The sequence below is a fragment of the Stieleria magnilauensis genome (assembly GCA_007753675.1).
In the GTDB taxonomy this organism is placed as follows: domain Bacteria; phylum Planctomycetota; class Planctomycetia; order Pirellulales; family Pirellulaceae; genus Stieleria; species Stieleria magnilauensis.
In genome coordinates this window covers 7423270-7437654 of record CP036432.1, presented here as the reverse complement: position 1 = coordinate 7437654, position 14385 = coordinate 7423270, and the positions used below count along the sequence as shown (strand labels likewise).

Below are 14385 nucleotides of genomic sequence, written 5' to 3'. Positions count from 1 at the left end.
GGCGTTCATGGGCCGTCAGGATGAAAAGAAACCCACCAATCTTTGAGTGTCCCGTTTCTTCGGGGGGGCCGCCGCTTTCGTGGACCGGCTCTCCCGCAGCTCGATCTGTCCCGCTGCTCTGCCCGCGACTTCCCCGGTCCAGATTCGACCGCAGCCTAACCGTGGCGTAAACTAAAAGCCCCCGCGCCGTGTTGCCTCGCACGCGCACGCACCGATCTCGTTCCTGGACCGTTGCCCCGGATTGAGTCGGTGAACCGAATTCTCCCCAGCCGAAATCCCAAAAGGCACACCAGCATGATGGCGCGATTCTTCTCTTCGACCCGCTCGGGCCGCATGTTTTCCGCGATGTTGTTGTTGCTCGTGTCGCTCTCTGTCTCGGAGACGGCGCTGGGCCAAGGCGCAGGGCTTGGGCCGAGCTTGGGCCGCGAGCCGATGGGCGGCGGTTATCCGTCACCGGAGTATTACTTCGCCTTGGAAGTTTACCGCAGCGGTGATTTGGAACGGGCGATGGATGCCTTTGACGTTGCGATCTCGCGCACCCGCAAAGACATCAACGGGCATTGGATCGATGCGATTCCGGTGTTCGCCATGATGGGCGAATGCCAGTACCGACTCGGCGACTTGGAAGGCGCGATGCAGAGTCTGGATATGTCGTTGAAGATCGCGATTCGCTATCGCGGTTGGCTGGGGCGTCCGGTGTGGTCGGAAGTCCTGATGTCGCAGTTCCAAAATGCACCGAAGCAGTACTTGTGGCCTGAGGCCAACGCCGTCAATCGATTGCCCGTCACCCGAACGATTAAATTTTACTCCGGTGAGCAACTGACCGAGGCCCGATTGGCTCAGGGCGGCACCATCGAAGAGTTGAACATCAAGCCCATCGACGCAATCGAAATTTTGCGCGGGCTGGCGATCGCGTCTTACCGTCGACGCATCATCCTAGGGCCGCTTGCCGAAGGCGACGCGTTGGCGACACAGTTGCTCGATAGCACCAAGTATCCTGCCGGGCTGCAATTGCCGATCGCGCGCAGTTTGATCGGTGCGATGCGGGCGGCCGAGCGTTTCGGGGCGATGCAAGATGAAGAGGCTGTGACCGATGCCGCGACCAAGGCAATGTACAACGGGGGCGTTCACCCGATCACCCCGATCACCGGGCTCTGTGCCGCATCGGCGCTGGCCGGATCGGACAAACCCGCCGCGGCGATCCCATTGTGTTTGGCGATCACGAACCAGGCCGCGTCGATGGATTATTTCGAATGGGTCGGCGAAGCGTTGCAGTTGGCCGCCGGTTGCGCGACGGCCAAAGACGCCGCGGTGGTCCAACAGGCCGGACAAGTCGCCGCGACCAACCTGCTGCGGAAATCGCGACTGGCCGCCCTGCACTGCCTGATCGCTTCGGCAGATGCCGCTGTCACGGCGGGCGATTTTGCCTCGGCCCAAGCGCGATTGGGCGAAGCGAAATCGATCGCGATGCGGCGCGACGTTTTTCAACCCCGGCTGGATGCCTACGGCGCCTACGTCGCAGCCCGCTTGGCCACCCGCGCGGCCAACACGTCGGCTGATACCGGTGCGGCCCGCCCCTGGGACGAGAGCTTGTCACAGATCTTTCAGTTTGCGACCAACAGCCGGCTGCGGAAACGGTCGCTGATCTCGATGCCGCGACTGTATCAACTGCAGCGTGTGCGGTTGGCGTTGGGGCGAAATCTGGATGGCCAGTCTGCCGATGTGTTGCTGTCTCGCTATGCCGATGATCCCCCGATCGAAGTTTGGCGACGCGACCCCGTCGATGCAATCGCCGGCGTGATCGCCGATCGCGATATGCTGCGGCTGGCCAGATTGCGTACCGCGGCCTCACGCGACAGCGGCCAAGACGTGCTCGCACGCATCGAAGACCTGCAAGCGGGACGGATTCGCAGCCAGTTGCCGTTGGGCGGACGCGTGATGCAAGTGCGGGCGCTCTCGCGTATGCCGGACGAATTGCTGGAAAAGAAAGTCGTTGAATTTCGCAACGCAGCCGATAAATCCATTCGTGACCTCCGCAACGCCGCCAAAGCCGCGTTGGATGCCAAACCCGCCGCCGGCGCCGATCCGGCGCTCGTTCAAAACCGCATCGATCAACTCGATGCCCAAGCCTGGGCGATTGCCATCGATCGCAACGAGCTGCCCGTCGTGATGCCCCATCCGCTCGATGACAAACAACCCACTGCGGTGCTGGCCGACGACGTCGGTATCCTGGCGTTTTGCGAGGACGGAAGTGTGCTCCACGTCGTGCTGTGCACCAAACAGAAATCCACCTATTGGCCGATCAAGGGTTCCAGCCGCATCGCCGGCGAAATCGCCAAGCTGACGCGCGGGATCGGGGCGGCACCGACGCGTGGCGCGCGGCTGCCCGAAGACGACCGCTGGCGCGACGACGCGGTCGCGTTGCGAGACCGTTTGATCGCGACCGGCACCGGGCCGCTGATCACCGGACGACTGGCGGGAATCAAACACCTGGTCGTGATCCCCGATTCGCTGCTCTGGTACCTGCCCTTTGAGCTGCTTCCGACTGATGAACGAGATTCGCCGTTGCTGGGGGATTCGATCAACGTGTCTTACGCCGCCACGCCTTCACTGGCGATCTATCCGACGGCGTCGAAAACCACCAACCCGGTCATCGCCATGACGGCCGGAAAATTCTTCGCCCCACGCGACGCGGAAACCAATGCATCGTTGGTGAAATCGATCCTCGATTCCATTCACGCCGGTGCCGCCGTCCGTCTGCCCGCCGATGCGTCGATCCCGACCAGCCGCAGCGGCGAGGTTGCCGGGCATCTGCTGGTCGGTGAACCGGTGACGCCCAACCCCGCTTCGGTGCTCGATTCGCCGCTTGCCGCTTACGAAGCGTCGCTGCGGCAAGGCCGGCTGCGATCCTGGTTGGGGTATCCCCCGGGAACGCCCGCCACTGTTTTTCTGCCCGGTTTTCGTTCCAACCTGGACACCAGCCAAGGCGTCTCGGGCCACGAGATCATGCACACGATCGCCGCGTTCCAGTACAGCGGTGTCCGCGATGTGATCCTCAGCCGCTGGGCGGTGGGCGGAGAATCGACGGCGATCCTGTTGCGTGAATATGTCCAAGAGTTGCCGTTTTTGGGGGCCGCCGATGCTTTGACGCGGGCCAAAAGTGTCCTCCGCCGCAGTGAAATTTCGCCGCTAGGCGAACCTACCCTGTCCGGATCCGATCAAGAACGGGAGACACTGACCGGAGATGAACCGTTTTTCTGGTCGACTTACCTGCACGCCGCACCGCTGAATTAACGCGTGGACACGACGCACGAGATGATGACCGTCACGGGGGACGCCTTGGCGACCCTTCCGGTCGGCGATGACCTTTCGCCGATCACCGTGATTGGTACCGAGCCCATTCGTCAGTCGTTCGGCGGCGAGACGCTGGCCCAGGCGATCAACAGCCGCCGCGCACCGGGTGTTTCACGCGTCGTGCTCAACCCCGACGCCCATGTCGGTTACGGCGCGCCGGTCGGCTGTGTCATGGTTTCTCCCACCCACATCTATCCCGGACCGGTGGGCGTCGACATCAAGTGCAGCATGAGTCTGTTGCAGATGGATTTGCCGGCCGACGCAATCGAGTCGTTGCCGGTTCGAAAAAAACTGATTCGCGCGATTTGCAAACGTGTTCCCACCGGCGCCGGACGCGGGCAACGCCATGCCCCCAAGTCGCGACGTGTCGACGGCAAACTGGGGTTTCAAATCGCGACCGAGGGGGCGTCGAAACAGGTGCTGAAGAAACTCGGGATCTCGAAATCCTGGGCCGACGCCTGCGAGGATGCGTCTCACACGGCACCCGATGGCAGCTCCGACACGTTGGCGGCGCGGCTGGAATGGATGGGACGGACCCGCGATAAACTCGATCGCATCGAATCCAAGTATCGCCAACTGGGCAGCTACGGTGGCGGCAATCATTTCGGCGAAGCCGAGGTGGTCCAGCTGGTCGACTCGCAACGCGATCTCGCCGCAGCGTTCGGGCTCAAAGCTGGCTGCGTCGCCTTTTTATCGCATTGCGGTTCACGTGGTTTCGGGCACGACTTGGCCGTGGCGCAGTTCCGTTCGTTAAAAACGGTATTCCAAAAACAGGGTTTGGCGTTCCCCGCTGGTGATCCCCAACTGGTCTATGCGCCGGTGGATTCACCCGAAGGCCGTGACTATCTGTGTGACATGGCGATGGGAGCCAACTTTGCCACCGTCAATCATCTGCTAATCAACGACTTGGTACTGGAAGCGTTTCGCGAAGTCTTTCCCGGGGTGCGTGGCGATTTGATTTATTTCATTTCGCACAACATCGCCCGTCAAGAACCGATCGATGGACAGGTCCAATGGGTCCATCGCAAGGGCGCCACCCGCGCGTTGCCGGCCGGGCATTCACAATTGGTCGGCACGCGGTTTGAATCGACCGGACACCCGATCCTGCTGCCAGGAAATCCACGCGATGGGTCCAGCGTGATGGTGGCAAACGCGGGAGCGGCGGCAGCGGCCTTTAGCGTCAATCACGGCGCGGGACGTCGGCTCAGTCGCACCAAGGCCAAGAAACAATTAGTGCAACACGAAATCGATCAAGGCCTTGCCGAGCATGACGTGATCAGCAATTGCAGTGCCTATCCCCGCGACGAAGCACCCGACGCGTACAAGGATTTTCAAGAGGTGCTCCGGAGCGTGCGTCAGGCCGGCTTGGCCGAAGAGGTTGCTCGGTTGAAAGCGAAATTTGTGATCAAAGACGGCGCGGCCGCCGACGACTAGAATGGGCGCCGATCGCCCGCCCATCACATCGCTTTCAGGATTCAAGCACCGTGAGATTCACCCTTCGGTTCCCTTCCTTCGGACTTGTCTTTACAGCCGTCTTCATCATTCAACTCGCCGCAGCCGGATCGGCGGTCCACGCGCAAACGTCCCATTCCCGATCCTGGTCCGTTTTCGCCGGAACCGGAAAACCGGATTCGCCGATCGCCGTCCGACCCTCGGATCCCACGACGGTTGCATTGCAAAACGTTTACGGCATCGAGGTCACCGCCGATGGGATCTTTTTCAGCACCGTCGACGACCATTCGATTTGGAAATCAGATCACAACGGCACGACGATTCGGCGGATCGCCGGCACCGGAGAAAAGGGACTCAGTGGCGACGGCGGCCCGGCAATCGAAGCGACGTTCAACGCGCCGCACGAAATCCGCGCCGATCGCGACGGCAATTTGTTTGTCGCCGACACACGCAATCATTGCATCCGTCGAATCGATGCGGCCACCGGAGTGATCGAGACCCTCGCCGGGGACGGAGTCGAAGGGTTTCGTGGCGATGGGCAGACCGGGGACAAGGCCCGATTCAGCCAGCCCCACAGCATCGTGCTCGATGGCGACGGAGGCTTGTTGGTTGCCGACACCACCAATCATCGTCTGCGGCGCATCGATTTGGAAACCCGGATCGTGACCACCGTCTCCGGCGACGGTCAACGCAAGCTTCCCGAAGAAGGCGAGTTGGCATCCGATGTTTCTGTCTTTGGTCCGCGATCGCTGGCCATCGACGAGCAGGCGATTTGGTTGGTGCTGCGCGAAGGCAACAGCGTGTGGAGCATTGATCGTCAATCAGGCCGGATCCGTCGTGTCGCGGGAACGGGCAAAAAGGGACACAGCGGCGACGGCGGCGATCCGTTGTCGGCAACGTTCCGGGGCCCCAAGGGCATCGCCGTGGACTCGGCGGGCAACCTGTTGGTGGTGGACACCGAAAACCAAGCGATGCGATACGTCGACTTGGAAAACAACGTGATCGATACGATGAAGATTCCTTTCAAAATGAAACGCCCCCACGGAACCGCCGTGCTGTCGCGGGAAGGCAACGAAGACGTGTATTTCGTTTCCGATTCAGAAAACCACCGCGTGCTGGCCGGCCGGTAAAGTTTCGCTATAAATGCCGATCCAAGGAATCACGCTTCGAAAACCGCCTCAGACGCACAAGGAATAGGTCGCGACGCCATGGACGAACAAACACTGAAACGCATTGCCGACGAACTCGATCTGCCGCTCAACAAGGTCCGTGCGGCGATCGAATTGCTCGAAGCCGGCAACACCATCCCCTTTATCGCACGCTATCGAAAAGAAGCGACCGGCACGCTCGACGAAATCCAGTTACGGGCGATCGAAGACGCGCTCGAGCGAGCCAACGCGCTGGCCGCCCGTAAGGAGACGGTGCTGAAAACCATCGATCAACAGGGGCAGCTGACCGACGCGCTGCGAAAGCAGATCGAACAATGCGTCGATCTTCGCACACTCGAAGCGATTTATCTGCCGTTTAAACCGAAACGACGCACGCGGGCCACGATCGCGCGGGAACGCGGCCTCCAACCGCTGGCCGATCTGATCCTCAGCCAGAAAAAATTAAATCGTTCCAAGCAAGACGTCCTCAATGACTTCGTCGCCCCGAACAAAGAAGTCCCCGATGGCCAGACCGCACTCGCCGGAGCGATGGACATCATCGCCGAGCAGTGGTCGGACGACCCGCAAACGCGGACGTGGCTGGCCGACCAGGCCACCAAGTTCGGCAAGGTCACTTCGGTCGTCAAACGAGGAAAGAAATCTGCCGAAGGTGCAGAGAAGTTCGACCAGTATTTCGAACGACAGGAGTCTGTCAATCGCATTCCCGGGCACCGACTGTTGGCCATGCTGCGGGGCTCCGCCGAAGGCATTCTGCGTCTGGGCGTGGAACTGGAAGGCGATCGAGAGCTGACGGATTTGAAACGAAAGCTGGTGCCCAACCGGAACTCGGAATTCTCCGCCGAACTCAACCATTGTGTCGAAGATTGCTACGAGCGATTGTTGATGCCGGCCACCGAATCGTCGGTCTTGGGACAATTGAAAGAACGCGCCGATGCCGAAGCGATCGAGGTGTTTGGCAAGAACTTGCGTGAGCTGCTGATGGCTCCACCGGCAGGCCCGCGCGTGACGATCGGGATTGATCCTGGGTTTCGAACCGGTTGCAAAGTCGCCGTGGTCGATGGGACGGGAAAGTTTCGTGAAAACACTACCATTTATCCCACGCCACCCAAAAGCGATACCAAAGCCGCCGGCGACAAACTGTTGGCGTTGATCAAAAAGCATCGCGTGGAACTGATCGCGATCGGCAATGGGACGGCATCACGCGAAACCGATGCGTTTGTCACCGCTTTGATTCGAGACCATCAACTGGACATCACCAAAGCGACCGTCAGCGAATCGGGGGCGTCGATCTATTCGGCCAGCGAGATCGCGGTGAAGGAGTTTCCGGACTTGGATATCACTGTCCGCGGCGCAATCAGTATCGCCCGGCGTCTGCAAGATCCGTTGGCCGAACTGGTCAAAACCGATCCGAAATCCATCGGTGTGGGACAGTACCAGCACGACGTCAATCAAACCCAGCTGCGAAAATGCCTGGACCGCACGGTCGAATCCTGTGTCAATCAAGTCGGTGTCGATCTGAACATGGCCAGTGTTTCGCTGTTGTCGCATGTCGCCGGGATCGGACCGAAGCTGGCCGAACGGATCGTGGACTATCGCGATTCCCATGGTCGGTTTTCCAGTCGATCGGAGCTGACGTCGGTCCCCAAATTGGGCAAGAAAGCGTTCCAGCAAGCGGCCGGTTTTTTGCGGATTCGCGGCGGTGACCAACCGTTGGACCAGTCCGCGGTTCACCCCGAAAGCTACCCGCTGGTCCAGCGAATCGCCAAGCAACTGAAATCCGACGTGTCGGCGATCATCGGGAATCCACAGGTTTGTCAGAAGATCCAGGCCGAAGATTTTGCCGATCAAACGTTCGGCATTCCGACGGTCAAAGACATCTTGGCGGAATTGGGCAAACCCGGACGCGATCCGCGCAGCGAGTTTCGGGCGGTCAAGTTCGATGATTCGGTCAGCGAAATCGGCGACGTCAAACCCAACATGGTGTTGGAAGGCGTCGTCACCAACGTGACCCACTTCGGCGCGTTCGTGGACCTGGGTGTCCACCAAGATGGGCTGATTCACATTTCCCAGTTGGCCGATCAGTTTGTTTCCGACCCGAACGCGGTCGTTTCCGTCGGGGACGTGGTCAGGGTCAAAGTGCTGGAGGTTGACATCCCCCGAAAGCGGATTTCGTTGACCAGAAAGTTTTGACCCGGCTGCGATCCGTTGATCTATAATCTGGCCCTCTCCTTTTGTACCTACCTTTTTTGAGACACCTGATGCTTCGCCGATCCGTTACGTCCCTGCTGACCGTTTGCGTCTTCTCCCTGTTGTCCACCACCGTGTCCCATGCCGAAGACGGTTGGACGGAATTGTTCGATGGAAAAACCTTGGACGGCTGGTCCGTCAAAAGCGGCTTCGCGACGTACAAGGTCGAAGACGGCGGGGTGATCGTTGGTAAAACCGCCGACGGAAGCCCCAACTCGTTCTTGACCAGCGACAAGCACTACGGCGATTTCGAATTGATGTTCGAGGTCAAGGTCGATGACCGACTCAACTCCGGCGTCCAGATCCGTTCGCTGCTGAAAGACGCCGACGCCAAGAACTCCTACGGTGGTCGTCTGTACGGACCGCAAGTCGAAATCGAATCCGGACCGGGACAAGCCGGCTTCATTTATGGCGAAGCCACCGGACGGGGTTGGTTGTCACCCGAGCCCCAGTCGAAAGACCCAGCGGTGAACCAACACGACCACTTCAAAAACGGCGAATGGAATCAGTACCTGGTCATCGCCCAAGGGCCGAACATCAAAGTCTGGATCAACGGCGAAATGATCGCTGATTTGACCGATGACGAAATCTACAAAACCCATCCCAAGGGGATGATCGGGTTGCAGGTCCACGGGATCGGTAAGAAGAAAGAGACCTACGAAGTCCGCTGGCGCAACTTGAAGATCAAGCCGCTGTAGTGTGACGGAATCGTCTTGGCCCCCTAGGGCATGCTGAGCACGCGCAATAACCCCTCGACCCCGGACGGGGGCGCAGCGAAGCATTTTCCCCCACCGTTTGACGAGGTGTTAGCGGCAGGGCGCAAGCCCTCCGGTCCCTCATCGTTCCCGAAACACCGGAGGGCTCGCGCCCTACCGCTAAATCGAAATTGAGGGACGCCCGGACGCTGACGCGAACCGGCTGATGTCCATTGATGATCAGCCGTCTGGCGCGAGCCTACCGGCCGTGCCTCACCCCTGCGACAATCCCACCATCTCCGAACGGTACCAGCCATCACGTCGCGCATCGACGTGTACGTCGGCACGGAATAACGACGAGATCCGCGGAGCGGTCAGCCCGTCCGCCTTGGGACCGTCGAACGTCACGCGTCCTTGATCGAGCATGATGACGTGATTCATCGCCGGCGGAATCTCGTCGATGTGGTGGGTGACTAAGACCATCATCATCGCGTCTTGCTTGGTGATCGAATCGAGGATCTCCAAAAACAGGGCGCGGGCGGTCATGTCCAATCCGTTGGTCGGCTCGTCGAGCACAAAGATATCGGGATCGTGCACGATGGCCCGGGCGATCATCACCCGTCGTCGTTCACCGGTCGACAGCGTGCTCAGCGTGCGACCGCTCAGGTCCGACATCTTGACCGTCTCGATCGCGCCGGCGATGGCATCGGCCATGGCTTGATCCACGCGGGGGCCAAATTCTTTCAAACGTGTCGCTGTGAATCCGCTGGCGACCGCCTCGCTGACCGTCATCCGACCGGTCCGGCCGGAGCTGAACTCGTAATCCAGTGCCGGCGTCACGATTCCCATGCGACGACGCAGCCGGCTGACCTCCCAATCGGATTCCCCCAAGATCAGGACCGTGCCCTGGTGCCCTTGCGCTTCGACGGACGGATAAAAATCACGCGTCAGCAATTTCAGCAACGAGCTTTTTCCTGACCCGTTGGGCCCCAGCACCGCGGTGTGGCGTTTGCGCGGGATGCGGACCGAGACCCCACGCAGAATCTGAGTCTGTTCCCGAAAGACCGACACGTTTTCGATTTCAATCAGTGGTGTGTCCAAGATGGGTGTCTGCTCCAAAAAAAACGAAAAACGCAAGACGGAATCAAATCCACCAGTGCCCACGTCCAGCTTGTACAATATGAGCCACGCGGACCGTTTCGTCGTCCCCAGTCCCCCGCTTCCCACCTCGTATCCGCCCGATCCACCGTGAATCTTTTTCGATCGTCCCTTTTAAAAGTCATGCAGGTCGCCTGCATTGTTTTCGTTAGCTACAGCGCAGCGTCCTCGGCGGACCCGGACGCCGAATCGACGCCAGCGGCGCGGCCCAACGTGTTGATGATCGCCATCGACGACTTGAACGATTGGGTCGAACCTCTCGGCGGCCATCCGCAGGTCAAAACACCCGCCATGGCTCGACTGGCATCCCGCGGCGTCACGTTCACCAACGCCCATTGTCAGGCTCCGCTGTGCAATCCCAGTCGAACCGCCATCATGACCGCGCGTCGGCCCACCACGACCGGCGTTTACGGGTTGAGGCCCTGGATTCGCGACGTTGATGAATTGTCCGGGCTGGTCACCATGCCGCAACACTTCAGCGCCCACGGCTACAAGAGCTTGATCGGGGGTAAGATTCACCACGGGGCAAATGGACGTCGCAACAAGCCCGCACAAGAGGCCGACGTGTGGGGACCGCCGTCGTCGGTCGGTGCCCGACCCAAACAGAAATTGATCGGCCCTACCCCCGGCGGCAACAATCCGCTGATGGACTGGGGAACGTTTCCGCACAAGGACGAAGACAAGGGTGATTGGGCGATCGCCAGTTGGGCGGTCGACCAGCTGGATGAGTTGTCTAAAACGCCCGACCAACCGTTCTTTCTAGCCGCCGGATTCTTCTTGCCGCACGTGCCCTGCTACGTGACGCAAAAGTGGTACGACATGTACCCGGAAGAATCGTTGATCCTGCCGCCGATTCGGAAAGGTGATCGCGACGACACGTCGGAATCGTCGTGGTACATCCACTGGTACCTGCCCGAACCCAGAACGAGTTGGTTGCGAGAAAACAACCAGCTGAAGAACCTGACGCGTTCGTATCTGGCGTCGGTCAGTTTCGTCGACAGCCAAGTGGGACGCATCTTGGATCAATTGGACGCCTCCGGTTTGGCCGACAACACGATCGTCGTGTTGTGGAGTGATCACGGATATCACATGGGCGAAAAAGCGATCTCGGGAAAGAACAGTCTGTGGCGTCACAGCACGCGCGTTCCGTTGATCATCTCGGTGCCCGAGGGATTGACCGCGTTCGATGTCCCCGAAGCCGCCAAGTGCAATCAGCCGGCCGAGTTGCTCGACCTGTACGCGACGCTTTCTCAGTTGACAGGATTGCCGATCCCCGAGGGGCAGCAAGGACTCAGCTTGGTGCCGCAGCTCGTCAATCCCGACCAGCCCCGCGAACGCCCCGCCATTTGCACGCACAACGCCGGCAACCACTCGGTCTGTGACACCCGCTGGCGCTACGTGGTCTACGCCGACGGTGCCGAAGAACTTTACGACACCGTCGCTGATCCGTTTGAGTACACCAACCTGTTGGCCCAAAGTGACCTCAGCGAACAGCAGTCGGCGCGATACCGAAAAGTGATCGACCGACTGAGTGCGTATTTGCCCGAACAGGAAGCCCCCTTGGCCCCTGGCAGCGCGGCACGCATCCTTGAAAAACGGGCCGACGGTTTCTATTGGGAAAACAAAAAGATCGTGCCCGAAGACAAGTTGAATTGATTCGGGGTGGGCGGGATATCTGTGTTAGCGGCAGGGCGCGAGCCCTCCGTTCTTTCAAGCTGACACCCGACGGCTCGCGCCGTTCCGCTATCACTTCGACTCTTACTGAGTTGCTACAGCGCCGCGGTATACGCAAACGCCAACGCACCGATCACGGGGGACTCGTCACCGCAGCTTGAAAATTCCAGGCAATCCAGGTCCCTGAATCCATCGAGTGCGTATTCCTGATACGCTTCTTCGGCGATCCGCTTGTAACGCGTTTTGACGTCGGCGGAGAGGTCGCAAACGCCGCCGCCGATGATCAGCAAATCAAAGTCGCCGACGTAATTGAGGTCCAGCAGCGTGATCCCGAGGGCACGGGCTTGGTCATCAAACAATTCCATCGCCAAGGGGTCGCCTTGGGATGCCAGTCCCCGCAAGGATTTGGCTTTGTCGCGCGTCGATCCGGCAACCGACTGCAGCGGATGGTCAGCCCATTGCGGCAGCGTCAACCGATACTCCAACTGGTGAGTCAATCCGGTCAGTGAGATCGCCGACTCGGCGGTGCACATGGCGTTGCCGACGCGCAGTTGTTGGTCATGTTCGTAGCGAAACGCGTACGGAGGAAGCAGCAGGTGTCCCGCATGCCCGGCTCGTCCTTCTTTTCCACGCACCACGCGGCCGTCTTGGACTTGTCCGCCGCCCAGTCCCGTGCCGACGATCAACATGAACAGCGAGGACAGCGGCTTGAGGCCGGCGGCCATCGGTCCGACGCGGTCCCAGGTCACCGCACCGCTGCGAATCGAATACTCACCGTACGCCGCTGCCTGGCCATCGCCGATGTAATGAACCGATGCGCGGGCAGACCACTGGCGAATCTGTTCTTCCAGGGTGGCTCGAAAGGGAAATCCGTTCCACAACGCGGGGTCCAAGTTGGGCGTATTGCGGAGCACGCCGTCCAGCGTCGCCGGTCCCGGAGTCGCCAATCCCACATCAATGATGTCGGCGGTCGTTCCGCCGATCGCGGTCAGACTCGTTTCGATCTGATTCAAGATGGCTTGGGAGGTGGACTGCGGGCCAGACGCTGTTAGCGACTCAAATTGCTCCGATACCACGACGACCTCGCGTGCATCATTGCCGATTGCGATCGTCGTTGTCGTGCCACCAACATCAATGCCGATACGATACTTCACTGCTTCGGTGTCCGTTTGCAAAGGCCAGCGTCGTGGCTTGGACGGGAAAAATACCCCGTCCTCACCAGGCGTGTCATTCCGAGGAGACTTCTGCCGGTCGATTTTCAAGCATCCCGGCGGAAGGATGATCGGCAAGCATAGACGTTTATGCGAAAGTTTCCAAACCCATTGGCTAAAACGCCCGATCGAAGTCTCGGACCATCGCCGATGGGTGTGCGTTTTATTTCGTTTCGTTGAAGAAGATCACCAGGTTCTTCGTCTGCCGTGCCGCGGCGACCAGGTCAACCTTGCCGTCGCCGTTCAAGTCGCCGGCCTTCAGGTCTTCGACGGCGATCCGTTCACCGGAGATCCGAGTTGGACGCCATTCGGTTCCCTCGTCGTTGGTCGGCGTAAACATCATGATTCCCGGCACGCCCGGCTCATTCATCGCCCGCCAGCCGACGACGATCTGATCGGACCCGACGCCCAGGTAATCGGCAACCGCCAGTGCATGCCCGTCTTTGAGTTCATCGCTCAGCACCGGAAGCGGCGTCCAAAGGCCTCCCTTTTGATCCGGCTGGCGGTACGCGGCACAGCGTTGACCATGCTTGGGCTCGACGGTGGCGATAAACCGTTGGCCGCCGGGAAGGCGACCGTCGCGAATCTCCCCGGCAAACTGGTCGGTCAGCTGAGTCGACGTCCAGCCATCACGCTGCCGGTCGAAGTGCCAAACACCTTCTTTGGCCGCAATGATCAGTTCCTCTTCGACATCGTCATCCCAATTGACCGGATGAAAGTTGTGCGAAAGGTGCAGGAAATCGCAGACAACATCGTAACGCCAAGGAGCGTCGGGATCCTCGGGCTTGGAATAGGCCAACACCTTCAACCCTGGCCCGTCTCCGTCAACGCTGCCTTTGCCACGCAAGGGTTTGACCACCAATTGGTACTCGTTGTTCGTTCCGAGGACCCAGTGCATGCGGTGGGTGCTCGGCTCGTTGTGCAGCTTGACCGCTCGCCACATTTCCGTCCGGTCCTGCGGCGGAACGAGATAGAACACGGCGCCGTCTTTGACGCTTTCGCGATAATTCCATTGACCGCCGACTGCGATTTCACATTTGCCATCGCCGTCGATGTCGCGTGCGGTCACGCACACGTTGTCGCGTTGGGTCAGGTCCCGTGCGATCACGTGTTTCGTCCAACTGGGATTCTCGTACCACTGGATCGTGTTCTTGTCGGCCAGCACGATGTCGGTTTTTTCGTCGCCGTTGACGTCGGCCAATTGGATGCCGTAGCCGATTTGGATTTGGTCAATCTCCACCGCCTTCCACGAAAACTCTGGGATCGGCTCGGCAAACGCTGTCGACTCGGCAAGCATTGTCGACGCAATCAGGCAGGAGACAGCGAGCGAGAATTTCCACATGACGGTTGTTCCTGATCGAATGAAACGTGGGCAGTGCGCTCACCGCATCATAACACGGTTTCTGCAATAATTGGTTCGCCATT

9 protein-coding genes are annotated in these 14385 nt (G+C 59.8%); 6 read left to right on the top strand and 3 right to left on the bottom strand.

The window, feature by feature from the left end; genetic code table 11:
• The first annotated feature begins 249 nt into the window (after window positions 1-249).
• The 5 genes from TBK1r_RS26485 (at window position 250) to TBK1r_RS26465 (ending at window position 8920) form a co-directional block, all read left to right on the top strand.
• Window positions 250-3294, top strand: coding sequence for a CHAT domain-containing protein (locus TBK1r_RS26485; protein ID WP_419580423.1), 3045 nt, complete (start codon window positions 250-252; stop codon window positions 3292-3294).
• A gap of 21 nt (window positions 3295-3315) precedes the next feature.
• Window positions 3316-4788, top strand: a complete 1473-nt coding sequence (locus TBK1r_RS26480; protein WP_419581597.1) for an RtcB family protein — start codon at window positions 3316-3318, stop codon at window positions 4786-4788.
• A gap of 50 nt (window positions 4789-4838) precedes the next feature.
• The gene (locus tag TBK1r_RS26475) at window positions 4839-5936 is read left to right on the top strand and encodes an NHL repeat-containing protein (protein ID WP_419580422.1); all 1098 of its coding nucleotides are present in this window, start codon (window positions 4839-4841) and stop codon (window positions 5934-5936) included.
• 78 nt (window positions 5937-6014) lie between these two features.
• The gene (locus TBK1r_RS26470) at window positions 6015-8165 is read left to right on the top strand and encodes a Tex family protein (protein WP_419580421.1); all 2151 of its coding nucleotides are present in this window, start codon (window positions 6015-6017) and stop codon (window positions 8163-8165) included.
• Between the two features lie 68 nt (window positions 8166-8233).
• The gene (locus TBK1r_RS26465; RefSeq protein ID WP_145217777.1) at window positions 8234-8920 is read left to right on the top strand and encodes a 3-keto-disaccharide hydrolase; all 687 of its coding nucleotides are present in this window, start codon (window positions 8234-8236) and stop codon (window positions 8918-8920) included.
• A gap of 270 nt (window positions 8921-9190) precedes the next feature.
• Here the strand turns inward: TBK1r_RS26465 and TBK1r_RS26460 are convergent, their stop codons facing one another.
• On the bottom strand, window positions 9191-10054 hold the full coding sequence (locus tag TBK1r_RS26460) for an ABC transporter ATP-binding protein (protein ID WP_419580420.1): 864 nt from the start codon (window positions 10052-10054) through the stop codon (window positions 9191-9193).
• Window positions 10055-10165: 111 nt separating this feature from the next.
• Between TBK1r_RS26460 and TBK1r_RS26455 the strand changes: the two genes are divergently transcribed.
• On the top strand, window positions 10166-11731 hold the full coding sequence (locus TBK1r_RS26455) for a sulfatase (RefSeq protein ID WP_473772463.1): 1566 nt from the start codon (window positions 10166-10168) through the stop codon (window positions 11729-11731).
• A gap of 113 nt (window positions 11732-11844) precedes the next feature.
• On the opposite strand, the gene TBK1r_RS26450 is transcribed toward TBK1r_RS26455, so the two are convergent.
• Both TBK1r_RS26450 and TBK1r_RS26445 read right to left on the bottom strand, forming a co-directional pair.
• Window positions 11845-12903 (bottom strand): ROK family protein, encoded by a 1059-nt coding sequence (locus tag TBK1r_RS26450; protein WP_145217773.1) that lies wholly within the window; start codon window positions 12901-12903, stop codon window positions 11845-11847.
• Window positions 12904-13123: 220 nt separating this feature from the next.
• A complete protein-coding gene (locus tag TBK1r_RS26445; RefSeq protein WP_145217770.1) occupies window positions 13124-14302 on the bottom strand; it encodes an FG-GAP repeat domain-containing protein in 1179 nt (392 codons plus the stop codon).
• Between the last annotated feature and the right edge of the window lie 83 nt (window positions 14303-14385).

Bases quoted from the DNA above. Each gene is read 5' to 3' on its own strand.
- TBK1r_RS26465 (WP_145217777.1), top strand. From the start codon at position 8,234: ATGCTTCGCCGATCCGTTACGTCCCTGCTGACCGTTTGCGTCTTCTCC.
- TBK1r_RS26480 (WP_419581597.1), top strand. From the start codon at position 3,316: ATGATGACCGTCACGGGGGACGCCTTGGCGACCCTTCCGGTCGGCGAT.
- TBK1r_RS26470 (WP_419580421.1), top strand. From the start codon at position 6,015: ATGGACGAACAAACACTGAAACGCATTGCCGACGAACTCGATCTGCCG.
- TBK1r_RS26445 (WP_145217770.1), bottom strand. From the start codon at position 14,302: ATGTGGAAATTCTCGCTCGCTGTCTCCTGCCTGATTGCGTCGACAATG.